Source organism: Rhizobium sp. PDO1-076 (genome assembly GCF_000247475.1).
GTDB lineage: Bacteria > Pseudomonadota > Alphaproteobacteria > Rhizobiales > Rhizobiaceae > Allorhizobium.
The window spans coordinates 1-21908 of sequence record NZ_AHZC01000244.1; the positions used below are offsets into that span (position 1 = coordinate 1).

A 21908-nucleotide genomic window follows, 5' to 3' on the forward strand; every position below is an offset into this window, starting at 1 on the left:
CCTTGACCTCCGGAAGCATCGCCCGCGGGATCTCGAGGATCTGCAGCAACTCGTCGTCGAATTGATTTTCGCTGATGTCATAGATCAATGTGCGCGAGGCATTGGTCGCATCCGTGGCATGGACCTTGCCGCCGGTCAGCTTGTAGATGAGCCAGCTATCGACCGTGCCGAAGCAAAGTTCGCCCTTTGCGGCACGTTCCTTCATGCCGTCGACATTCTTCAGCAGCCAGGACAGCTTGGTGCCAGAGAAATAGGGGTCGAGCAGCAGGCCGGTCTTCTCCGTGAAAAGCGGCTCCAGGCCCCTCGCCTTCAGTTCATCACAAAAACGAGCTGTTCGGCGGTCCTGCCAGACAATCGCACGATGCGCGGGCTTCCCGGTTTCGCGGTCCCAGACCACAACGGTCTCGCGCTGATTGGTGATTCCGATCGCGGTCACGTCGCCGATCTTGATGTCGGCTGCGGCGACCGCCCTGTCGATCGTCTTCAAGACACTCTGCCAGATCTCCTCGGCATCATGTTCGACCCAGCCGGAATCGGGGAAATGCTGGGTGAACTCCTGCTGGGCGACTCCGACAATCTGCATATCTTGATCGAAGATCATCGAACGCGTCGACGTTGTTCCCTGGTCGATCGCCAGAATGTAACCGCTCATCAGGTCTCAAGCTCCCTCATAGAAGAAGCCGGGGCGTAAGAAGCGCCCCGGCAATTGTCAATTCGGCATATTTGCCGGCTTACTTCTGCCAGCTCTTGACCAGTTCGTCATAGTTGACGGTGATCGGCTTTTCTTTTTCGTTCTCGACCTTCAACTGCGGCGCAAGGTTACCCTTTGCGACAGCATCGGCGTTCCACTCTTCGAGGGTCTTTTCCTCGGCGAGTTTAGGACCGAAGTCACCCTGGACGCCTGCGCGTTCCAGGCGCTGCATGACCTTTTCCTGTTCGGCGCACAGCGAATCCATGGCTTCCTGTGACGTCTTAGCACCCGAGGATGCATCGCCGATTGCCTGCCACCACAGCTGAGCCAGCTTCGGATAGTCCGGAACGTTGGTACCGGTCGGCGACCACTGGACGCGGGCCGGCGAACGATAGAACTCGATCAGACCGCCAAGCTTCGGCGCACGGTCGGTGAAGCTCTGGTGCTGGATCGTCGACTCACGGGTCAGCGTCAAGCCGACATGGCTCTTCTTGACGTCAACCGTTTTGGAAGTGACGAACTGGGCGTAGAGCCAGGCTGCTTTGGCGCGGTCGTCCGGGGTGGACTTCATCAGCGTCCAGGAGCCCACGTCCTGATAGCCGAGCTTCATGCCGTCCTTCCAGTAGACGCCATGCGGGCTTGGGGCAAAGCGCCACTTCGGCGTGCCGTCCGCATTGACCACCGGCAGGCCGTCCTTGACCATGTCGGCGGTGAAGGCAGTGTACATGAACATCTGCTGAGCGATCTCGCCCTGGGCCGGAACCGGGCCGGATTCGGAGAAGGTCATGCCGGCAGCGGATGCAGGTGCATAGGCCTTCAGCCAATCCAGGTATTTCTGGATGGCATAGACGGAAGCCGGACCATTGGTATCGCCGCCACGGGCAACGCAAGAGCCGACCGGACGGGAATTCTCATCGACCTTGATGCCCCATTCGTCGACCGGTAGACCGTTCGGCAGGCCCTTGTCGCCATTGCCGGCCATAGAGAGCCAGGCGTCGGTGAAGCGCCAGCCGAGCGACGGGTCCTTCTTGCCGTAGTCCATGTGGCCATAGACTTTCTTGCCATCGACTTCACGACCCGTGAAGAACTCGGCAATATCCTCGTAAGCCGACCAGTTGACCGGAACGCCGAGGTCGTAGCCATACTTCGCCTTGAAGTCGGCCTTGTTCTTATCGTCGTTGAACCAGTCATAGCGGAACCAGTAGAGGTTCGCGAACTGCTGGTCGGGCAGCTGGTAGAGATTGCCGTCCGGCGATGTGGTGAATTTCAGGCCGATGAAGTCGTTCAGATCGAGACCGGGATTGGTCACGTCCTTGCCGGCATTGGCCATCCAATCGGTCAGCGAACGGGCCTGCTGGTAGCGCCAATGGGTGCCGATCAGGTCCGAGTCGTTGACATAGGCGTCATAGATGTTCTCGCCCGACTGCATCTGTGTCTGCAGCTTTTCGACGACATCGCCTTCGCCGATGAGGTCATGGGTGATTTTGATGCCGGTGATCGCGGTGAATGCCGGTGCCAGAACCTTGGATTCGTATTCATGCGTGGTGATGGTTTCGGAGACCACCTTAATATCCATGCCGGTGAATGGCTTCGCTGCATCGATGAACCACTGCATTTCCGCTTCCTGCGCGGCGCGGTCGAGCGTCGACATGTCGCCGACTTCCTTGTCCAGGAACTGTTTTGCCTCGTCCATACCGGCATAAGCCGAGCCGGTCATTGCCAGCAGCACAGCTGCCGTCGTCGTCATAAGGTGCCGTCGCATAGTCATCCTCCCTAAGGTTGCGATTGCAGTGTCTAAACAGTCGATAGAATGGCGACCTCCCGCCGCCACCCGCCTTTTCTTGCTCTAGACGTAGCGGAACACGCCGATGGCGTAGACCACAGACAGAGCGAGAGCCCACCACAGGCTCGGTCCGATCAGACCGAGCCATGCGAGATGAATGAATGCCGAGCCGAGCAAGGACACGAAAAGCCGGTCGCCGCGGGTCGTCTCGAAATGCAGAATGCCGATGCGCGGGCTGCCACCCGGGACAAGATATTCCCATACCGCCATCGAGGCGATCAGTCCCAGGATCACCAGGAAAAAGATCGCGGTTGGCAACGTCCAGGCCATCCATGTGAAATCCATTGTAGCCTCCTCAGACGCGACCCAGGGCAAAGCCCTTGGCGATGTAGTTGCGGACGAAATAGATGACCAGGGCACCGGGTATGATGGTGAGGACGCCGGCCGCGGCCAGAACACCCCAGTCCATGCCCGAAGCCGAGACCGTGCGCGTCATCGTCGCGGCGATCGGCTTGGCATCCGTCGTGGTCAGGGTGCGGGCAATCAGAAGCTCGACCCAGGAGAACATGAAGCAGAAGAAGGCGGCGACACCGATGCCCGACGCGATCAGCGGCATGAAAATCTTCACGAAGAACCTCGGGAAGGAATAGCCGTCGATATAAGCGGTCTCGTCGATCTCCTTCGGTACGCCCGACATGAAGCCTTCCAGGATCCAGACGGCCAGCGGCACATTGAACAGGCAATGGGCGATGGCGACCGCGATATGCGTGTCGATCAGGCCGAAGGCCGAATAGAGCTGGAAAAAAGGCAGCGCAAAGACGGCCGGCGGCGCCATGCGGTTGGTCAGCAGCCAGAAGAACAGATGCTTGTCGCCGAGAAAACGATAGCGCGAGAAGGCATAGGCCGCCGGCAAAGCCGCGGTCACCGAGATCAGCGTGTTCAGCACGACATAGATGATCGAGTTGATATAGCCGTTGTACCAGGACGGATCTGTAAAGATCACCATGTAGTTGCGGATCGTCGGGTCCTGCGGCCAGAGCGAAAAAGCACCGAGGATCTCCCCATTGCTCTTGAAGCTCATGTTGACCAGCCAATAGATCGGCAACAGCAGAAAGACGATGTAGATCGTCGGGACCAGGAAGCCGAAGCTTGAACGGTTGTCGGAATTGCTCATCGGTTCTCCTCCCTTATTCGCCCTGGGCATCGCTGACGGTCATGACGGTGTAGAAGATCCAGGACAGGGCCAGGATGATCAGGAAGTAGATGATCGACATGGCGGCCGCCGGGCCAAGGTCGAACTGTCCGACGGCCATCTTGACGAGGTCGATCGACAGGAAGGTGGTCGAATTGCCGGGGCCACCGCCGGTGACGACGAAGGGTTCGGTGTAGATCATGAATGAATCCATGAAACGCAGCAGGACGGCAATCAACAACACGCGTTTCATCTTCGGCAGCTGGATGAAGCGGAAGACGGACCAGCGCGAGGCGCCGTCGATCTTGGCGGCCTGATAATAGGCATCCGGGATCGACACCAGGCCGGCATAGCAGAGCAGCACGACAAGGCTTGTCCAGTGCCAGACATCCATCACGATGACGGTGATCCAGGCATCGATCGGGTTCTGGGTGAAGTTGTATTCGATGCCCAAGGCACTCAGCGTATAGCCTAGGAGGCCGATATCGACACGGCCGAAGACCAGCCAGATCGTGCCGACGACGTTCCACGGAATGAGAAGCGGCAATGCCATCAGGACGAGGCAAACCGGCACGCCCAGGCCCTTTTTCGGCATGTTGAGCGCGATGAAGATGCCAAGCGGCACCTCGATCGCCAAGATGATCATCGAGAAAATCAGGTTGCGTGCCAGTGCATTCCAGAACCGGTCCGAGGACAGGATTTCCGTGAACCAGTCCGTGCCGGCCCAAAAGAACTCATTGTTGCCGAACGTATCCTGTACCGAATAGTTGACGACGGTCATCAGCGGGATGACTGCGGAGAAGGCCACCAGTACCAATACCGGAATGACCATGAACCAGGCTTTGTTGTTCCAGGTCTTGTTCATCACTTGGCCTCCATGCCAACACGCCAGCTGTCGGCATAGATGCCGATCGCCTGGGGTGCGAATGTCACCTTCGGATCCGATGGAATGTCGGTATCCTCTGCAACGACGATCGACATCGGATGATCGCAGAAACGTGTGCGAATGATCTTCTGGCGGCCAATGTCCTCGACCTTTGAAATCGAAATCGGCATGCCCTCGCGACCAAGGCTGACAAACTCGGGGCGAATGCCGAGCTCGATCCTGGACTGACCCGACAATTTCGGTGCCCCAGGAAGGGCGATCGACTGGTCGCCGACGGTCGCAGTCGCGCCGTTCACGGCAGCGGGCAGAACATTCATGCCGGGTGAGCCGATAAAATAGCCGACAAACGTATGGCTGGGCTTTTCGAACAGTTCGGCCGGCGTGCCGATCTGGACGATCTGGCCGTCATACATCACCACGACCTTGTCGGCGAAAGTCAGGGCTTCGGTCTGGTCATGGGTGACATAAACCATGGTAAAGCCGGACTGACGATGCAGGCGCTTCAACTGCGAGCGCAGCACCCATTTCATGTGCGGATCGATAACCGTCAGCGGTTCGTCGAACAGGATCGCGTTGACATCGGCGCGAACCAGGCCGCGACCGAGCGAAATCTTCTGTTTCTGGTCCGCTGTCAGGCCCTGTGCCGTCTTCTTCGCCATGGCAGCGAGATCGGTCATCTCGAGGATTTCCGTCACCCGGCGATGCACCTGATCTTCCGGTACATGCCGGTTGCGCAAGGGGAAGGCCAGATTGTCGTAGACGCTCATCGTGTCGTAGACGACCGGAAACTGGAACACCTGGGCGATGTTGCGGGCCTGGGTCGAGAGATTGGTCACATCGACGCCATCGAACAGGATCTTGCCGTCCGACGGATTGATCAGGCCGGAAATGATGTTGAGCAAGGTCGTCTTGCCGCAGCCCGAAGGGCCGAGCAGTGCATAGGCGCCGCCGTCGGCCCATTCGTGATGGACTTCCTTCAGCGCATAGTCGCCGGCAGCGCGTGCAGCGGGCGAGTAGGCGTGGCGGATATGGTCGAGATTGATGCGTGCCATGTCGCGCCTCCCCTCAAGCGGCCATGCTGGCATGGGCGAGCAAGGACAGGCCTTGCGCGTCGAACGCCATCAGGTGACGGGTGTCGATATAGACATCGATTTCCTTGTCCGGATCGATGTCGTGAATGCCATGCGCCAGGATCACCCAGCGCGCACCGGCAAATTCGACGTGGATGAAGCTTTCCGATCCGGCGATTTCCGACACCAGCGTCCGGGCCTGCAGAGGCTTGGCGGCATACGGCGTAGCAGAAAGAGACAGATGATGCGGATGGAAGGCGACCGTGAGCGGTCCGTCCGCAACACCTGCGAGATGCGTTGGAACGTCAAGCACATGGCGGTCGGCCAGAAGGAACCGTTGGCCGGATTTCACCAGGCCCAAGGTGTTCAGCGGCGGGTCGGCGAAGGTTTTCGCCGTCAGGAGATCGACCGGCTGTCGATAGATTGCAATGGTCTCGCCAAACTGCGTGACACGTCCTTCGCTCAGGGTTGCGGTATTGCCACCCAGCAGCAATGCCTCCGACGGTTCTGTCGTCGCATACACAAAGATCGCACCGGATTGGGCAAAGATCTTGGGAAGTTCCTCGCGCAATTCCTCACGGAGCTTGTAGTCCAGATTAGCCAAGGGCTCGTCGAGCAAGACGAGTGTCGCCTTCTTCACCAAGGCACGGGCAAGCGCCGTTCGCTGCTGCTGGCCTCCGGAGAGGCTGAGTGGCGTGCGCTGAAGATAGGGCGTCAGCCGCAACAGTTCCGATGCCTTGTGGACCTCGCGGTCAATGGTGGCGGCGTCCTTGCCGGCAATGCGCATCGGCGAAGCGATGTTTTCATACACCGTCAAAGCGGGATAATTGATGAATTGCTGGTAAACCATGGCGACATTGCGCTGCTGCACCGGCTGGCCGGTGACATCGACGCCGTCGACATGGATCGTGCCGGATGTCGGCTTGTCCAGCCCGGCCATCAGCCGCATCAGTGATGTCTTGCCCGAAAGCGTCGGCCCGAGCAGGACGTTCAGCGAACCCCGCTGCAACGTCAGGTCGGTCGGGTAAATGTGGTATTCACCACCCGCCATTTTCGAGATGTTCTTCAATTCCAACATATTTCCTCAGGCCTCCTCCAAACCTTCGGCAATCCGGGATAACGCGGCTAGGTTGCCGCGACAGCCCCCAGATATTCCTCCAGTCCCCGCGCCTCTTCCGGCGACAGGAACAGCCCCTGTTTCGTTCGGCGCCACAGCACATCCTCAGCCGTGACTGCCCACTCGTTTTCCATCAACCAGCGCAATTCGCACTCGTAGAGACTTCCGCCGAAATGGCGGCCCAGATCTTCGATCTTGGCCGCATTTCCGAGAATGGTTTTCGCATCGGTACCGTAGCAACGGATCAAGCGTTCCGCGTGACGGCGATCGAGAAACGGATAGAAGCGGACAAGATCCTCCACCATCGCATCATAGCCGGTCACCCGAAAATCGCCGCCCGGCAGCCGACTGGTTGCGGTCCAGGCATTGCCCTTAGTGCCAATCGCCTCGCCGATTTTCTCCAAGGCATGTTCAGCGAGACGACGATAAGTGGTCAGCTTGCCGCCGAACACGTTGAGCAACGGCGTGTCGTCGTCTGTCATCTCGAGCTTCAGAACGTAATCGCGTGTCGCTTCTTGTGCCTTGGATGCGCCGTCATCGAACAGCGGACGCACCGCCGAATAGCTCCAGACTATATCGCCCGGCACGACCGGTTCCTTGAAATACTCGCTCGCGGCATTGCAGAGATAGCTTACCTCTTCCGCACTGATCTTCACATCCTTAGGATCATCCGTGTAGTCACGATCCGTTGTGCCGATCAGGGTAAAGTCGCCCTCATACGGAATGGCGAAGATGATGCGGTTATCCGGGTTCTGGAAGAAATAGGCGCGGGTGTCGGAGAATTTCTTGCGGACAATGATGTGACTGCCCTGCACGAGGCGGACATTGTGCACATTGTTGCGCCCAAAGGCACCGGCGAGTACCTGATCAACCCAGGGGCCAGCAGCATTGACCAGCATGCGGGCGCGGTGAACGGTTGTCGTCCCATCGCCCTTTGCCTTGGTGGTGATGACCCAGACGCCGCTCTCGCGATGCGCAGATATCACGCGGGCGCGGCTAAAAATCCTGGCACCGCGATTTTGCGCGTCACGGGCGTTGAGCACGACCATGCGGGCATCATCGACCCAGCCATCTGAATATTCGAAGGCCTTGGAAAACATCGGCTTCAGCGGCTTTCCGGCCTGATCGTGGCGGAGATCCAGTGTCTTCGTTGCCGGAAGCAGCTTTCTGCCGCCAAGATGATCATAGAGGAAGAGGCCAAGACGGATCAGCCAGGCCGGGCGAATGCCACCTTTTTGAAAAGGCAGGACAAACCGTAGTGGCCAAATGACATGCGGGGCCATTGCCCAGAGGACTTCCCGCTCCATCAGCGCTTCACGCACAAGTCGAAACTCGTAGTGCTCCAGATAGCGCAGGCCGCCGTGGATCAGCTTGGTCGCGCCGGACGAGGTGCCGGAAGCGAAATCGTTCATTTCGGCAAGAGCAACGGAATAGCCACGGCCAGCGGCGTCGCGGGCAATACCGCAGCCATTGATACCGCCACCGATCACAAACAGATCGTAGATAGGCTCGTCCGTCATCATCCCCCCGTATTTCGCGGTGCAACATATATTGCAATTGCGAAAGCATGATTATCTAAAATGAAATCAAAACGAATGTCAAACGAAAGTTAATTCGATTAATCAAGAACAGTGTTCGACGGTGTCGTCTCGATCAATTGGACCTCCTTGTCCAGGCAGATCGCCCGGACGTTGGTTGAAGGACAATGATCGGTGATGAAGGTGTGAACCTGGGATATATGGCCGATACGGACGGGGGCAGTGCGTTCGAACTTAGAGGCGTCTGAGACCAGGACAACATGGCGCGCATTGGCGATAATGGCCTGCGCGACCTTCACTTCGCGAAAGTCAAAATCCAGCAGTGCACCATCCTCGTCAATCGCCGAAACACCAATGACGGCAAAATCGACCTTGAACTGGCGGATGAAATCGACCGCGGCCTCGCCGACGATGCCCCCGTCAGCGCCACGGACGACACCGCCTGCAATGACAACCTCGATCGAGGGATAAACCCGTAAGCGATTGGCGACATTGATATTATTGGTGATCACCATCAGTTCTTTGTGATCAACGAGCGCCTCTCCGACGGCCTCCGTTGTTGTTCCAATATTGATGAAAAGCGAAGAATTGTCGGGGATCAGCGCCGCCGCCGCCCGGCCGATCGCCTGTTTTTCGATAGCCGCCATCGATCGACGCGCCTCGTACTTAACGTTTTCATTTCCATTGGGAAAAACTGCACCGCCGTGAATGCGATTGAGCGCTTTCGCATCACAAAGATCGTTCAGATCCTTACGGATAGTCTGCGGCGTGACGGCAAAACGCCCAGCAAGTTCATCGACCAGAACCCGCCCCTGCTCCTTTGCGATCGCCATGATTTCGGCCTGGCGTGCAGAAAAAATCATCGTCCCCTCCCCTATTCTTCGTTTTGCTTCATCCTAGGCCAAAACGAAAATCGAGCAATAGACGCTGTGGAATTGCCGATTGAAAATGAACCGCGACTATCTGCGACGCAATAAAACGATGAACGCAAGCCCGCCCACCAGACCTGTGACAACGCCGATCGGCATGTCTTCTGGCGCCATGACGACGCGAGCGGCAATGTCGGCCAGGATCAGAACGATCGCGCCGACAAAAGCGGACAGGGGAATGACGCGGACATTGTCACTGCCGCCGAGAAGACGGACGACATGCGGGATCAGCAGTCCGACAAATCCGATGGCACCCGAAAAGGCCACCATGACACCGGTCAGAAGCGCCGTGACTACAAACAGTTGTGCTCGAAAACGCGGGACTGGGATGCCCAGCGTTGCGGCAGTCTCGTCTCCCATGGCAAGCGCATTGATTTCGCGCGCGCGCAGCACGAGCCAGATCAATGATAGACCGAGCGCCAGCGCCGGATAAAGCAGATGCGACCACTGTGCGAGACCCAGCCCGCCCAACATCCAGAAGACCACGGTATGGGCAGCGCGCGGATCGCCGAGGAAGATCGTGAGATTGCCCAGCGCCGTCGCGACAAAGGCGACGGCCACACCCGACAGTACAAGTCGGTCGGCCGCAGCCCCGGAGTAATGGGTGACCGCCATGACGGCCAGCATTGCACACAGGGCACCGATGAAGGCAAACAGGGGCACGGTGACGAGACCGAAGATCAATCCTGTGTGCAGCAGCGCGACGATCGCGCCCAGCGCGCCGCCCGAGGAGACACCAAGCAAATGCGGGTCGGCAAGTGGATTGCGCGTCACCGCCTGCAGGACAGCACCGACGACGGCGAGGCCCGAGCCGACAAGACCGGCCAGGATCACGCGCGGGAAGCGCACATCCCAGACGATACTTTCCCGTCCGGCAGACCAAGTCGCCTCAGTGAAGCCCGGATGAAGCTTGTTGGCGATGATCGACCAGACCGTGGTAAACGGGATGGGCGCGGCTCCAAAGGATACACCAGCCGTCAGGCACAGGCCCATTATGGCGACGGCAAGCGCCGCCCACATCAATATTCTGCCGACCGTCATCATACGCCTATCTGCTGGACAAAATACAGTTCACCGGACACTACAGCGCCCGGTGATGCCCGTGTTCGGGGACTTCCGTCGTTCTACATATTGCGGGGATGGAACGCGTCAGCCAGTCTGCCAATGCCGTCGATGTTGCGCGGTCCCGGCGTTGCCTCGACATAGTCGAGAACAACGAAACGGTCCTGCTTGACCGCGTCGAGATTCTTGAAGGCCGGGTTTTCCATCATGAAGGCGATCTTCTGTTCGGCCGTCACGTCGCCGTAGTTGACGATAACGATCACCTGCGGATTTCGTTCGATCACAGGCTCCCAGGACACTTCAGTCCAGCTTTTCTCGACATCATCCATGATGTTGATGCCGCCGGCGGCTTCAATCATTGCCGTGGGAATGCCGTATCGGCCGGAGGTGAACGGCTTCTCGGTTCCAGAATCATAGACGAAGACGCGGACCGGTTCCGTCACCTCGCCGATACGGGTGCGGACGTCAGCAAGGCCTTTTTCATAGCCGGCTACAAGCTCGTTGGCGCGATCTTCGACGCCGAAGATCTTGCCGAGATTGACGAGATCGACAAACATATCATTCATCGTCGGCTTGTCCTTAGCCATGATGTGAATGCAGGATTCCGCCAGTTCGTAGACCTTGATCTTGAAAGCATCCAGTGTATCCGGGGTGACCTCGCCACCGACTTTCATGCCGTAGTTCCAACCCGCGAAATAGAAATCGGCGTCCGCGTTCAGCAACACTTCCTTGGTCGGATACTTGGGCGACAGTTCGGGCAGTTCCTTGACGCCCTCCCTGATTTTTGCGTCGAGGGTCTTCCAGCCGGAGACGCCGGTATAGCCAACCATGCGATCCTGAAGCTTCAATGCCAGCATCATCTCGGTCAGATTGACGTCGTTGGAAACCGCTCGGCTGGGCGCGGCCTCGAAGGTCACGTCGCGGTTACAACTCTTGACGGTCACCGGATAGGCAAGCGCTGAGCTCGCAAGCAATGCGGACACGACGAAACTCGCGGTGGATGTGGCAAGGCGTAGGAAAAACATGAGAAGTCCTTTAAAATCAAGCTGTTTCGAGTGAAAATGAGAAGCGGGCGGTGCTGTTGCCCGGCACCGGATGGGCCATGGCCGAAACGCCGAACGTGGTCGAGACGGCATGGGATGTCAGAACCTGGTCCGGTGTTCCGAATGCGGTCATGCGGCCCTCGCACATCAGCGCGACATGCGTTGCGAAATCACCGGCAAGATTGATGTCGTGCAGAGTGGTGATGATGGTGAGCTTGAGCGTGCGCAGCAAATTCAGGATCTCGAGCTGGTGGCGGATGTCGAGATGGTTCGTCGGCTCATCGAGAATGATGATTTCCGGCTTCTGGGTCAGAGCGCGGGCAACCAGGACGCGCTGTTTCTCGCCTCCCGAAAGCGTGGAAAACTGGCGCGCGGCAAGATGCTTGAGGTTCAGGTGTTCCAGGGCATGGGCAACCTCGTGGCGGTCCTCGTCGGTCCAGCCGGTCAGACCTTCGCGCCAGGGTATGCGTCCCATCATCACCACGTCGCGCACACTAAATGGAAAGTCCGCCGGCATTTCCTGAAGCACCACCGCGATGCGGCGCGCAACCTGTCGGGAGCCGATTTGCCAGATGTCTTCGCCGCCGACTTCGACCTTGCCTTCCCGCGGAGGAACACCGCGATACAGGCAGCGCAAAAGCGATGTCTTGCCGGCACCATTCGGGCCGATGATCGCAAGTCGCTCGCCAGCATCAAGCGCGAAATTGACGCCGCGCACCAGAAAGAGCCCCGGTTTCGGACCCCAGCCAAGATTGGACACGTTGATCGACGTGCCGGTCGCATCACAGCTCACTGGAGATGCTCCCCGGACTGTTCAGAGACGAGAACCGAGGCCGGAATGCGCGCCAGAACCTTGCCGCCGAGCCCGCGGGGACGCTCTGCTTCTCGGGTCATGCCGTCGGGTCGCTCGCCATAAAGTTTGGCGAATGCAACCAACGCCTCGATATCGGCGTCAGGTTCTATATCACCAAACAGATAGGTGGCCTTGCCGCTTGCCTGGAAAGCGATGGTGCAGGGCCTTCGGCAGCCCGCCATGCAGACGGTGCCTTCAACCGCAAAGTCGCGATTGTCCGACGCATCCATCTTCGACAGACACGCGTTCAGGTGATCAAGAAGCTTAAGTCCGGGCCGGCACGCGGTGCCGGTTATACGGCAATCCGTACAGACGGTTACCGTGTGTTGCTTCGCAGTCGCCATGATTTTCCTCCGTCGGTCATCTCCGGAGGCAAAATGGCACTGTAAAATGAGCGCACAGATGCGCTGCTTTCAAGCCAGATCTTTTCCATCGGAACACCCCGTCCGTTGCGGTTTCTCTTCTGTGACGGCAGGTCTCCTGGCTCGCGGATATCTGCTGTCCATCTGCCTTCCCACGATTGAACTCGCAGTGGCCTGGTGCTTTCGCACCACGATGGACGGCAATCCGCTTACAGTTGCGGGGGCAGCCACGGTCTTGGTCCCAATTGGGTCTTCCGCACCGTGTTCCCTATTAATCCCCTTGGAGTCATCCAATTGGGGAACCGTCGACCCAATGCTTAGGGCCTGCCGGGGCATTCGGTCAAGCCTGCTCATGGTCAAAGGCACTCAATCAATCGCCTCAATTTAGTAATGTAATATCGTTACATAATCGACGATCATATACGTTGTCCAGCATATTTTTCAGGCTTGGCAATTTCACAAACGGCAGAACGACCGGCACCGGACGTATGGTTGCAACCATACGTCAAATAATATTGGACTACCTCCCGTGCCGGTGCAAAGTACTCGTCAGTGGCGTGTTTTTCGGCCATTTCCCTGATAGGTTTACGGAGGCGCAGTCGTGGACAGATCCGGTGAGGATATCTTGCCGGCGGGCCAGACTGGCACGTATTCGTACAATTGCAGGAGTAGTCGATTTTGCAGATCCGGGACGGTAGCGACGGCGACACAATCGTCGTCGCGGGTGGAGCGGGCTTTCTCGGCTCACATCTGTGCGAAAAACTGCTTGGACACGGTCACGGGGTCATCTGCGTCGATTCCTTCCTGACCGGATCCCAGAAGAACATTGCACATCTGCGCGCCAATCAGGGCTTCTCCTTGATCGAGCACGACATTTGCGATCCGCTTGAAATCGACGAGCAGATCGACAGGATATACAATCTTGCCTGCGCGGCATCACCGCCCAGCTACCAGGCCGATCCATTCCACACGATGATGACCTGCGTGAAAGGCACAGGCAACCTGCTGCTGCTCGCCGAACAGCATGGTGCCCGTTTCCTGCAAGCGTCGACCAGCGAAATCTATGGTGATCCCGAAATTCATCCCCAGACGGAGGAATACCGCGGCTCGGTCAATTGCACAGGTCCGCGCGCCTGCTATGACGAAGGAAAACGTGCTGCGGAAGCCCTTTGTTTCGATCTCTTTCGCCTCGGCCGCGTAGATGCCCGCGTCGCCAGGCTGTTCAACACCTATGGCCCGCGCATGCAGCCCGACGATGGCCGGATCGTGTCCAATCTGGTTGTCCAGGCGCTGTCCGGCCGCGCGCTCACCCTCTACGGAACGGGACATCAGACACGATCCTTCTGTTATGTCTCCGACATGATCCGTGGGCTGGTCGCGCTGATGGAGCGGGAACCTAATCCGGCATTGCCGATCAACCTTGGCAATCCGGACGAATTCAGCATCTGTGAACTCGCCGAAATGGTCCAGCGCGAAATCCCGACCAGCAAGGATGTGGTTTACCTGCCGCTGCCGATCGACGACCCAAGGCGGCGGCAACCAGATATCCGTCGTGCAGTCGATCTTCTCGACTGGCGGCCCGAAATTCCGTTGGAAGAAGGACTGCGCCACACAATCGACTGGTTCAAGCAAATGATCAGACCTGCTGATTTACAGCTCGCAAGGCTTGAGGCGGCTTCGGCAGTTTGACAGCCTCGGTGAAAATTGGCAGCACTGATCTCGAAAGGGTGGTCAGATCTCGATGGCAAAGCGACAGGAAGGCCAAACTCGGCTCGATGATGCGGCAAGAGCAGGCTGGCTGTACTATGTCGCCGGTCGAACCCAGGACGAGATCGCGGTTGCAATGGGCATCTCGCGCCAGAGTGCGCAAAGGCTCGTGTCGCTCTCGGTTGCCGAAAAACTAATCAAGGTCCGGCTCGACCATCCGATTGCTGCCTGCCTTGAACTGGGCGAGGCGGTCAAAGACAAATACGGTCTCAAGCATGTCGAAATCGTCCCCAGTGACCCGGCTTCCGATTCGGCAACGGTCGGCGTGGCGGAGGCCGGTGCTGCGGAACTCGAGCGATGGCTGAAACAGCCCGATCCGCTGGTCATTGCCATGGGCACCGGACGCACGCTGCGCGCCATGGTCGATCAGCTTTCGCCCATGGAGTGCCCACAGCACAAGATTGTTTCGTTGACCGGCAATATCAGCCCGGATGGCTCGGCCGCCTATTTCAACGTCATCTTTTCGATGGCGGATGCGGTCAAGGCCCGGCATTTCCCCATGCCTCTCCCCGTTATCGTGTCGTCGCGGGAAGAGCGCGACCTTTTGCATCGCCAGCCGCTGGTCGCCCCGACGATCGAACTCGGCAAATCGTCCAATGCAGCCTTCGTCGGCATCGGCGAGATGACGCTCAACGCGCCCCTCCTGCTGGACGGCTTCCTGCAGCAGAACGAGATGGAGGCGCTGCTGACAGCGGGCGCGACAGGTGAAATCTGCGGTTGGATCTTTGGTCCCGATGGACGCCTGCTCGATGACCCCGTCAACGAACGGGTGGCAAGCCTTGCCATTCCCTCGCGTGACACCTCGACGGTGATTGGCATGGCCCGCGGCCAACGCAAACATGCCGCCATCCGCGCTGCGGCACGCGGCAGGCACATCAACGGACTGATTACGGACGAAGACGCTGCGCGTTATCTGCTCAAGAATTGAGCTCAACGATTAAATTAAATCCTTTCATTTCAATTGACTGAGTATTTTGTGCGGCATTGCAGCATGGAATGCCCATTGACTTTCGATGCCCATGAAGTGAGTAATTGCCCATGAGCAAAGCGAATGCTCAGTTCTCTTCTGGGAGGAAGACATGAAATTGAAGACTTTTCTGCTGGGTGCATGCTCAGCTCTCGCACTTGCGGGCATGGCATCTGCCGAAACCCTCACCATCGCGACCGTGAACAATGGCGACATGATCCGCATGCAGGGTCTGACGTCGGAATTTACCGCGAAGAACCCCGACATCCAGGTCGAATGGGTCACGCTGGAAGAAAACGTCCTGCGTGAACGTGTCACTACCGACATCGCGACCAAGGGTGGGCAATACGACATCATGACGATCGGCACCTATGAAGTTCCGATCTGGGCCAAGCAGGGCTGGCTTCTGCCGCTCGACAATCTCGGCGCGGACTATGATGTCGACGATCTTCTGCCGGCTATCCGTTCGGGCCTTACCGGCGACGACAGCAAGCTCTATGCCGCACCGTTCTACGGCGAAAGCTCCATGGTCATGTACCGTCGCGACCTGATGGAAAAGGCTGGCTTGACCATGCCTGACGCGCCGACCTGGGAATTCATAGGCGAGGCAGCTCGCAAGATGACCGACCGCGAAGCCGGCATCAACGGCATTTGCCTTCGCGGCAAGGCCGGCTGGGGCGAAAACATGGCGTTCCTCACGGCAACGTCGAATGCTTTCGGCGCACGCTGGTTCGACGAAAACTGGAAGCCGCAGTTCGATCAGCCGGAATGGAAAAACACCCTCGACATGTATGTGAAGCTGATGAACGACGCTGGCCCGCAGGGCGCTTCGTCTAACGGCTTCAACGAAAACCTGGCACTGTTCCAGCAGGGCAAGTGCGGCATGTGGATCGATGCAACCGTCGCCGCCTCGTTCGTGACCAACCCGAAGGACTCGACAGTTGCCGACAAGGTCGGCTTCGCCCTGGCGCCTGATACCGGCCTTGGCAAGCGTGGCAACTGGCTCTGGGCATGGAACCTTGCCATTCCGGCCGGCTCGCAGAAGACCGCTTCCGCCGAGAAGTTCATCGCCTGGGCAACCGGCAAGGAATACGCAAACCTCGTCGCTTCCAAGGAAGGCTGGGCCAACGTTCCTCCGGGCACGCGCACCTCGCTCTATGAAAATGCCGAGTACCAGAAGGCGGCTCCCTTCGCCAAGATGACGCTCGACAGCATCAATGCGGCTGATCCGAAGAACCCGACTGTCAAGCCGGTGCCTTATGTCGGCGTGCAGTTCGTCGCCATTCCGGAGTTCCAGGGTCTCGGCACCACCGTCGGCCAGCTGTTCTCTGCAGCGCTTGCAGGCCAGATGTCAGTCGACGATGCTCTTGCACAGGCCCAGCAGGTCACCGAGCGCGAAATGACCCGCGGCGGTTACATCAAGTAATTTCCTCCCGAAGGAAATGAAGCCGTCCGGATCGCGATCCGGGCGGCGACACCAAAAGTTCAACGCGCCTCTCCTGCCGTTCGGCGCGGATGCTTCGGGCCAATTTGGCCGACACAAGAAAACGAGCTGACGCAGCCGGCCAATTCAGCCGCGCGTGTTGGCCATCAGGGTGGGTTCTTCCATGGCTACGCACAACACACGGACGCTGTCGCGTCTCATGATGGCGCCGTCCGTCGGTCTTCTTCTCGTCTGGATGATTGTGCCGCTGGCGATGACACTGTGGTTCTCGTTCCAGAACTACAATCTGCTCAATCCAGGCAATGTCAGCTTCGCAGGCCTGTTCAACTACAAATATTTCTATACCGATCCTGCCTTCTTCCAGTCGATCTGGAACACGCTGCTGATCGTCGGCGGCGTTCTGTTGATCACCGTGGTCGGCGGCATCGCTATCGCCCTTTTGCTCGACCAGCCAATGTTCGGCCAAGGTATTGTCCGTATCCTGATCATCTCGCCCTTCTTCGTCATGCCACCGGTTGCCGCGCTGGTGTGGAAGAACATGATCATGCATCCCGGCTACGGCGTGCTGGCCGATATCAATCGGGCGTTCGGCCTGCAGCCGGTCGACTGGTTCGGGCAATATCCGCTGTTTTCGATCATCGTCATCGTCGCCTGGCAATGGTTGCCGTTTGCGACACTGATCCTGCTGACCGCTCTTCAGTCCCTGGACGGTGAGCAGAAGGAAGCGGCCGAGATGGATGGGGCCGGCTTTGTCAGCCAGTTCATCTATCTGACCCTGCCGCATCTGGCGCGTGCGATCACCGTCGTCATCCTGATCCAGACGATCTTCCTGCTCGGCGTCTACGCGGAAATCCTCGTCACCACCAATGGCGGGCCCGGCTATGCCTCCACCAACCTGCCCTTCCTGATCTACCGAACGGCCCTGCTTGGCTATGACGTCGGCGGCGCATCAGCAGGCGGCATCATCGCAGTCATCCTCGCCAATATCGTCGCCTTCTTCCTGATGCGCGCCGTCGGCAAGAACCTCGACCGCTAAGGAGAAGACATCATGGCCCGCACAGTCTCGACCCAGCGCAAGATCGCCTTCACGGCCGTCGCATGGATTCTCGCGATGGTGATCTTCTTCCCCATCCTCTACACGATCATCACGTCTCTCAAGACCGAGACCGAAGCCATCCAGGGTTTCCGGCTGATCCCGTCCTTCACGCTGGAAAACTACGTCACGGTGCAGACACAGCGCGACTATTTCAAACCGTTCATGAATTCAGTCGTGATCTCTGTCGGTTCGACGATCCTGGCGCTGCTTGTCGCCATCCCGTCGGCCTGGGCGATGGCCTTTTCGCCAACCAAGCGCACCAAGGACATCCTGATGTGGATGTTGTCGACGAAGATGATGCCGTCGGTCGCCGTGCTCGTGCCAATCTACCTGATCTTCCGCGACACATCGCTGCTCGACACCCGCATCGGCCTCACCATCATGCTGATGCTGATCAATCTGCCGATCGTCATCTGGATGCTCTACACCTACTTCCGTGAAATTCCAGGCGAAATCCTGGAGGCTGCGCGCATGGACGGCGCATCACTGTGGGGCGAGATCGTCTACGTCCTGACGCCAATGGCGATCCCCGGCATTGCTTCCACCATGCTGCTCAACATCATTCTCGCCTGGAACGAGGCATTCTGGACGATCCGGCTGACGACGACGAATGCGGCTCCGCTGACCGCGTTCATCGCCTCCTTCTCTTCTCCACAGGGGCTTTTCTGGGCCAAATTGTCCGCCGCCTCGACATTGGCCATCGCCCCGATCGTGATCCTTGGCTGGTTCAGCCAGAAACAGCTTGTCCGCGGCTTGACCTTCGGCGCCGTCAAATAAGGAAGACCACAATGGGTAGCATCACACTTCAGAACGTGTCGAAAACCTTCGGCGAAGTCTCGGTCATTCCTTCGATCGACCTGCAGATCAACGACGGTGAATTCGCGGTGTTTGTCGGCCCTTCGGGCTGCGGTAAATCGACCCTGCTACGGCTGATCGCCGGTCTCGAGGATGTCTCCGGCGGCAAGATCCTGATCGACGGCGTCGACGCCACCGACAAGGCCCCTTCGCAGCGCGGTCTGGCCATGGTGTTCCAGTCCTATGCGCTCTATCCACATATGAGCGTGCGCTCCAATATCGGCTTTCCCTTGAAAATGGCCGGAATGGACAAGGCTGACATCGACCGCAAGGTCAATGACGCGGCAAAGATCCTCAACCTGACGGACTATCTTGAGCGCAAGCCGCGCAACCTCTCGGGTGGCCAGCGCCAGCGCGTCGCCATCGGCCGTGCCATCGTACGTTCGCCGGAATGCTTCCTGTTCGACGAACCCCTGTCGAACCTCGATGCGGCGCTGCGCGTCAACATGCGGCTGGAAATCACCCAGTTGCACCAGCAGCTGAAGGCCACCTCGATCTACGTCACGCATGACCAGGTCGAAGCCATGACCATGGCCGACAAGATCGTCGTGTTGAACAAGGGCCGCATCGAGCAGGTCGGCTCGCCACTCGATCTCTATCATAAGCCGGCTAATATCTTTGTCGCCGGCTTCATCGGCTCGCCGAAGATGAACCTGATCTCCGGCGCATTCGCCGCTGCCCACAATGCCCATACCATTGGTGTGCGCCCGGAACACGTCACGCTGTCGACGACCGAAGGCACGTGGAAGGGCAAGGTCGTTGTCGCAGAGCATCTGGGCTCCGACACGTTCCTGCATGTCGATGTCGAGGGCATCGGCCATATTACCACCCGCGCTGGCGGCGAATTCACCGTGAAACACGGTGATACCGTGTTCATCACGCCTGACCCGAACCGCATTCACCGGTTCAATGACAAGGGACTGGCGATATGACTGGCAGGCTTACAGGCAAGTCGGCTCTGATCACCGGATCGGCGCGCGGCATAGGCCGCGCGTTTGCCGAAGCCTATGTCCGCGAAGGCGCAACAGTTGCCATTGCCGATATCGACTTTGCGCGGGCCAGCGACACTGCCTTGGAGATTGGCCCACGTGCCTATCCTGTTCATCTCGACGTGACGGACCAGTCTTCGATTGATGCCGCGATCGGCGCTGTCGAGGAACGGGCGGGCGGGCTGGACATCCTGATCAACAATGCCGCCTTGTTCGACCTCGCCCCGATCGTCGAGATCAGCCGCGCGAGCTATGATCGCCTGTTTTCGATCAATGTTAGCGGCACGCTGTTCATGCTGCAGGCAGCCGCCAAATCGATGATAGCCCGCGGCCAGGGTGGGAAAATCATCAACATGGCCAGCCAGGCGGGCCGCCGCGGCGAAGCCCTGGTTGCTGTCTATTGCGCCACCAAGGCTGCCATCATCTCGCTCACGCAATCGGCCGGTCTCGACCTGATCAAGCACGGCATCAACGTCAATGCCATCGCGCCAGGCGTCGTCGACGGCGAACACTGGGACGGTGTCGACGCGTTGTTTGCAAAGCATGAGAACCTGCCACGCGGCGAAAAGAAGAGGCTGGTCGGTGAAGCCGTGCCCTTCGGTCGCATGGGCCGGGCCGAGGACCTGACGGGCATGGCGATTTTCCTCGCCTCACCGGAAGCCGATTACATCGTCGCCCAGACATACAATGTCGATGGCGGCAACTGGATGAGCTGAGCGCCCAAGGCGCTTGCCTCAAGACTGACGTCTCGCACCCCGAGGACCGTGACATGACACATATTTTATCGCTGGCCAATCTTGCCGAAATCACCTCGACCGCCGCTGTGCCCAGCTATCGCCGAGAGCAGTTGAAGGCCGGCATCCTGCATTTCGGCGTCGGTAATTTTCACCGCGCCCATCAGGCGATCTATCTGCACGAGCTGTTCAACAAGGGGCGGGATCTCGACTGGGCCATCCTCGGTGCCGGCATTATGCCGTCAGACCAGATGATGAAGGAAAAGCTGGCCTCGCAAGATTATCTGACGACTGTGGTCGAACAGGACAACAATCGCAGTGCAGCGACCGTGACGGGACCGATGATCGGCATCCTGACTGCGCCAGACTTCGACAAGATCACTGCTGCCTTGGCCGACCCGGCGATCCGCATCGTATCGATGACGATTACCGAGGGCGGCTATTTCATCGATCCCGCCACTGGAGAGTTTGACCCGACTCATCCGGCGATGGTTGCCGATGCCAATGATCCGGCCAATCCTAGAAGCGTTTTCGGGCTGATCATTGCCGGTCTCAAGGCACGCCGCGCTGCTGGAATTGCGCCCTTTACGGTGATGTGCTGCGACAACATTCCTGGCAATGGCGAGGTCACGGAAGCCACCCTGACCGGGCTTGCCAAGCTATCGGATCCCGATTTTGCCCATTGGATCGAAGACAATGTCGCCTTCCCGAACGCCATGGTCGACCGCATCACGCCGGCGACCGGCGAACGCGAGATCGGCATTGCACGCGACACGTATGGCATTGACGACAAGTGGCCGGTGTTCTGCGAGGAGTTCAAGCAATGGGTGCTGGAGGACAAGTTTCCCCTTGGTCGTCCGGCACTTGAGGAGGTCGGCGTCACGTTCGTTGAGGATGTAGCCCCTTATGAACTGATGAAGCTACGCATCCTGAATGGCGGCCACGCCGCAATCGCCTATCCGGCAGCGTTGATGGACATTCATTTTGTTCATGAATCCATGGAAAATCCGCTGATCCGGGGTTACCTCGCCAAGCTCGAAAATGACGAAATTATTCCGATCGTTCCGCCGGTGCCCAATACCAGCCTGCAGGACTATTTCACGCTGATCGAAAGCCGCTTCCTCAATCCGAAGATCGGCGACACCATTCCGCGTCTGGCGCAGGATGGATCGAACCGCCAGCCGAAATTCATTCTGCCGTCGACCGCTGATCGCCTGGCCAAGGGACTTGACGTTGTCGGACTGGCCCTGGTGTCTGCCCTGTGGTGCCGCTATTTCGAAGGAACGTCTGACAGTGGCAAGGCCATCGTCTTCAACGATGCCAGTGCCGAAAGACTGCAGACAGCAGCCATTGCCTCGCGCAGCGATCCGAAAGCCTTCCTTGCGCTGACCGATATCTTCGGTAACGTCGGCGCCAATCCATTGTTTATCCAGCGATTCGGCAAAGCCTTGGAGACACTGCGCGCCATTGGCACCGCTGAAACACTGAAACGCTACATTGATGGCCATCTGGCTGATTGAGGGCCGATAG

General features: G+C 58.5%; 21 protein-coding genes and 1 riboswitch. Of the genes, 8 read left to right on the forward strand and 13 right to left on the reverse strand.

Annotation, left to right across the window (positions count from 1 at the left end; genetic code table 11):
* The 13 genes from PDO_RS14065 to PDO_RS14125 form a co-directional block, all read right to left on the reverse strand.
* Nucleotides 1-652: FGGY family carbohydrate kinase (locus PDO_RS14065; RefSeq protein ID WP_007602807.1), on the reverse strand; the 652-nt coding region annotated here is incomplete at its 3' end.
* Nucleotides 653-731: 79 nt separating this feature from the next.
* A complete protein-coding gene (locus PDO_RS14070; RefSeq protein WP_007602808.1) occupies nt 732-2453 on the reverse strand; it encodes an ABC transporter substrate-binding protein in 1722 nt (573 codons plus the stop codon).
* Between the two features lie 84 nt (nt 2454-2537).
* Nucleotides 2538-2819, reverse strand: a complete 282-nt coding sequence (locus PDO_RS14075; protein WP_007602811.1) for a DUF2160 domain-containing protein — start codon at nt 2817-2819, stop codon at nt 2538-2540.
* Nucleotides 2820-2829: 10 nt separating this feature from the next.
* Nucleotides 2830-3648: a carbohydrate ABC transporter permease gene (locus tag PDO_RS14080; protein WP_007602813.1), complete on the reverse strand. Its 819-nt coding sequence runs from the start codon at nt 3646-3648 to the stop codon at nt 2830-2832.
* Nucleotides 3649-3661: 13 nt separating this feature from the next.
* Nucleotides 3662-4531, reverse strand: coding sequence for a carbohydrate ABC transporter permease (locus PDO_RS14085; RefSeq protein WP_007602815.1), 870 nt, complete (start codon nt 4529-4531; stop codon nt 3662-3664).
* Complete coding sequence (locus PDO_RS14090) at nt 4531-5604, reverse strand: ABC transporter ATP-binding protein (protein ID WP_007602818.1); 1074 nt, start codon at nt 5602-5604, stop codon at nt 4531-4533. Before PDO_RS14090 ends, PDO_RS14085 begins: the two co-directional genes overlap by 1 nt.
* Before the next feature lie 13 nt (nt 5605-5617).
* Entirely contained in the window at nt 5618-6700 is a 1083-nt protein-coding gene (locus PDO_RS14095; protein ID WP_007602820.1) for an ABC transporter ATP-binding protein, read from the reverse strand.
* A 47-nt stretch (nt 6701-6747) separates the two neighbouring features.
* Complete coding sequence (gene glpD / locus PDO_RS14100; protein ID WP_007602821.1) at nt 6748-8259, reverse strand: glycerol-3-phosphate dehydrogenase; 1512 nt, start codon at nt 8257-8259, stop codon at nt 6748-6750.
* Between the two features lie 98 nt (nt 8260-8357).
* Nucleotides 8358-9140, reverse strand: a complete 783-nt coding sequence (locus PDO_RS14105; RefSeq protein WP_007602823.1) for a DeoR/GlpR family DNA-binding transcription regulator — start codon at nt 9138-9140, stop codon at nt 8358-8360.
* 96 nt (nt 9141-9236) lie between these two features.
* Nucleotides 9237-10247 carry a FecCD family ABC transporter permease gene (locus PDO_RS14110; protein WP_007602825.1) on the reverse strand — a complete coding sequence of 337 codons (1011 nt, stop codon included), beginning with the start codon at nt 10245-10247 and terminating at the stop codon, nt 9237-9239.
* An 83-nt stretch (nt 10248-10330) separates the two neighbouring features.
* On the reverse strand, nt 10331-11293 hold the full coding sequence (locus PDO_RS14115) for an ABC transporter substrate-binding protein (RefSeq protein WP_007602827.1): 963 nt from the start codon (nt 11291-11293) through the stop codon (nt 10331-10333).
* 16 nt (nt 11294-11309) lie between these two features.
* On the reverse strand, nt 11310-12104 hold the full coding sequence (locus PDO_RS14120) for an ABC transporter ATP-binding protein (protein ID WP_007602829.1): 795 nt from the start codon (nt 12102-12104) through the stop codon (nt 11310-11312).
* Entirely contained in the window at nt 12101-12508 is a 408-nt protein-coding gene (locus PDO_RS14125) for a DUF1636 family protein (protein WP_007602832.1), read from the reverse strand. Before PDO_RS14125 ends, PDO_RS14120 begins: the two co-directional genes overlap by 4 nt.
* Nucleotides 12509-12617: 109 nt before the next feature.
* Nucleotides 12618-12848: riboswitch (cobalamin riboswitch) on the reverse strand.
* Between the two features lie 353 nt (nt 12849-13201).
* Here PDO_RS14125 and PDO_RS14130 point away from each other — a divergent pair.
* From PDO_RS14130 to PDO_RS14165, 8 genes are all read left to right on the forward strand, one after another.
* The gene (locus PDO_RS14130) at nt 13202-14215 is read left to right on the forward strand and encodes a UDP-glucuronic acid decarboxylase family protein (protein WP_458574654.1); all 1014 of its coding nucleotides are present in this window, start codon (nt 13202-13204) and stop codon (nt 14213-14215) included.
* Nucleotides 14216-14267: 52 nt separating this feature from the next.
* Nucleotides 14268-15221 carry a sugar-binding transcriptional regulator gene (locus tag PDO_RS14135; RefSeq protein WP_007602836.1) on the forward strand — a complete coding sequence of 318 codons (954 nt, stop codon included), beginning with the start codon at nt 14268-14270 and terminating at the stop codon, nt 15219-15221.
* 151 nt (nt 15222-15372) lie between these two features.
* Nucleotides 15373-16686, forward strand: coding sequence for an ABC transporter substrate-binding protein (locus tag PDO_RS14140; RefSeq protein ID WP_007602837.1), 1314 nt, complete (start codon nt 15373-15375; stop codon nt 16684-16686).
* 181 nt (nt 16687-16867) lie between these two features.
* Nucleotides 16868-17740, forward strand: a complete 873-nt coding sequence (locus tag PDO_RS14145; protein ID WP_007602838.1) for a carbohydrate ABC transporter permease — start codon at nt 16868-16870, stop codon at nt 17738-17740.
* 12 nt (nt 17741-17752) lie between these two features.
* Complete coding sequence (locus tag PDO_RS14150; RefSeq protein WP_007602839.1) at nt 17753-18577, forward strand: carbohydrate ABC transporter permease; 825 nt, start codon at nt 17753-17755, stop codon at nt 18575-18577.
* An 11-nt stretch (nt 18578-18588) separates the two neighbouring features.
* Complete coding sequence (locus PDO_RS14155; protein ID WP_007602840.1) at nt 18589-19587, forward strand: ABC transporter ATP-binding protein; 999 nt, start codon at nt 18589-18591, stop codon at nt 19585-19587.
* On the forward strand, nt 19584-20360 hold the full coding sequence (locus tag PDO_RS14160) for an L-iditol 2-dehydrogenase (RefSeq protein WP_007602841.1): 777 nt from the start codon (nt 19584-19586) through the stop codon (nt 20358-20360). The genes PDO_RS14155 and PDO_RS14160 overlap by 4 nt, the downstream gene beginning before the upstream one ends.
* Nucleotides 20361-20413: 53 nt before the next feature.
* The gene (locus tag PDO_RS14165) at nt 20414-21898 is read left to right on the forward strand and encodes a mannitol dehydrogenase family protein (protein ID WP_007602842.1); all 1485 of its coding nucleotides are present in this window, start codon (nt 20414-20416) and stop codon (nt 21896-21898) included.
* The last annotated feature ends 10 nt before the right edge of the window (nt 21899-21908 follow it).

Coding starts and splice junctions, on each gene's coding strand:
- PDO_RS14070 (WP_007602808.1), bottom strand. CDS start 2,453: ATGCGACGGCACCTTATGACGACGACGGCAGCTGTGCTGCTGGCAATG.
- PDO_RS14075 (WP_007602811.1), bottom strand. CDS start 2,819: ATGGATTTCACATGGATGGCCTGGACGTTGCCAACCGCGATCTTTTTC.
- PDO_RS14080 (WP_007602813.1), bottom strand. CDS start 3,648: ATGAGCAATTCCGACAACCGTTCAAGCTTCGGCTTCCTGGTCCCGACG.
- PDO_RS14085 (WP_007602815.1), bottom strand. CDS start 4,531: ATGAACAAGACCTGGAACAACAAAGCCTGGTTCATGGTCATTCCGGTA.
- PDO_RS14090 (WP_007602818.1), bottom strand. CDS start 5,604: ATGGCACGCATCAATCTCGACCATATCCGCCACGCCTACTCGCCCGCT.
- PDO_RS14095 (WP_007602820.1), bottom strand. CDS start 6,700: ATGTTGGAATTGAAGAACATCTCGAAAATGGCGGGTGGTGAATACCAC.
- glpD (WP_007602821.1), bottom strand. CDS start 8,259: ATGACGGACGAGCCTATCTACGATCTGTTTGTGATCGGTGGCGGTATC.
- PDO_RS14105 (WP_007602823.1), bottom strand. CDS start 9,140: ATGATTTTTTCTGCACGCCAGGCCGAAATCATGGCGATCGCAAAGGAG.
- PDO_RS14110 (WP_007602825.1), bottom strand. CDS start 10,247: ATGACGGTCGGCAGAATATTGATGTGGGCGGCGCTTGCCGTCGCCATA.
- PDO_RS14115 (WP_007602827.1), bottom strand. CDS start 11,293: ATGTTTTTCCTACGCCTTGCCACATCCACCGCGAGTTTCGTCGTGTCC.
- PDO_RS14125 (WP_007602832.1), bottom strand. CDS start 12,508: ATGGCGACTGCGAAGCAACACACGGTAACCGTCTGTACGGATTGCCGT.
- PDO_RS14135 (WP_007602836.1), top strand. CDS start 14,268: ATGGCAAAGCGACAGGAAGGCCAAACTCGGCTCGATGATGCGGCAAGA.
- PDO_RS14140 (WP_007602837.1), top strand. CDS start 15,373: ATGAAATTGAAGACTTTTCTGCTGGGTGCATGCTCAGCTCTCGCACTT.
- PDO_RS14145 (WP_007602838.1), top strand. CDS start 16,868: ATGGCTACGCACAACACACGGACGCTGTCGCGTCTCATGATGGCGCCG.
- PDO_RS14150 (WP_007602839.1), top strand. CDS start 17,753: ATGGCCCGCACAGTCTCGACCCAGCGCAAGATCGCCTTCACGGCCGTC.
- PDO_RS14155 (WP_007602840.1), top strand. CDS start 18,589: ATGGGTAGCATCACACTTCAGAACGTGTCGAAAACCTTCGGCGAAGTC.
- PDO_RS14160 (WP_007602841.1), top strand. CDS start 19,584: ATGACTGGCAGGCTTACAGGCAAGTCGGCTCTGATCACCGGATCGGCG.
- PDO_RS14165 (WP_007602842.1), top strand. CDS start 20,414: ATGACACATATTTTATCGCTGGCCAATCTTGCCGAAATCACCTCGACC.